This is a genomic window from Streptomyces sp. SID3343 (assembly GCF_009865215.1).
Classification (GTDB): Bacteria; Actinomycetota; Actinomycetes; order Streptomycetales; family Streptomycetaceae; genus Embleya.
Map to the genome: position 1 here is coordinate 1 of NZ_WWJX01001227.1, position 760 is coordinate 760.

The 760-nt window shown below is 68.7% G+C and carries 1 protein-coding gene; it reads left to right on the forward strand.

Going from position 1 to position 760, the window contains the following annotated elements:
• Positions 1 to 758 (forward strand): IS5 family transposase (locus tag GT354_RS38535; RefSeq protein ID WP_161361034.1); only part of this gene is annotated, 758 nt, incomplete at its 5' end.
• Positions 759 to 760 lie beyond the last annotated feature (2 nt).

Sequence of the window (760 nt, forward strand, 5' to 3'; positions counted from 1 at the left end):
GGTTGATCGTCGACAGCATCCTGTACGTCCTGGTGTCGGGGTGCGCGTGGCGGATGATGCCGCGCGACCTGGCGCCGTGGGACGCGGCGTATCGGTGGTTTCGGGTGTGGGCGGCGGACGGGACGTGGGATCGGGTCCACGACGCGTTGCGGGATCGGGTGCGTGTCGCGGACGGGCGTGATCCGCAGCCGTCGGTGGCCGTGCTCGACGCGCGGACCGCGCACAGCCACGAGGGCGGCGAGGCCATCGGTTTCGACATGGGAAAGCGCACCCGCGGCCGCAAACGGCACATCCTCGTCGACACGTGCGGTCTGTCGTCGCGGGCGGTCGTGCATGCGGCGAGCGTGCGGGATCGGGCCGGGGCCAAGCTCGTCCTCTCGGGCTTGTCGAAGATGTTTCCCCTGGTGGGGCTCGTGTGGGTGGACGGCGGGTACGTCAATTCGGTCGACGACGGGCTGATCGGGTGGGCGGAGGAGAACGAGCGGGTCAGACTGGAGGTCGTTGCTCGGAACGCGGACCTGAAGGGTTTCCACGTCCTGCAGCGCAGGTGGGTGGTGGAGCGGACATTCTCCCGGTTGGGGCGGTGCAGAAGGTTGGCAAGGGACTACGAGCGCAAGACGGCGCACGCCGAGGCCATGATCAAGGTCGCCATGATCCGACTGATGGCCGCCCGCCTTGCCGGAGAGGAGATCACACCCCAGGGCCCCATCGAGACCGAAGCCGCACGACGCCTCGCCGAGGACACCAAAGGCCAGTAGCT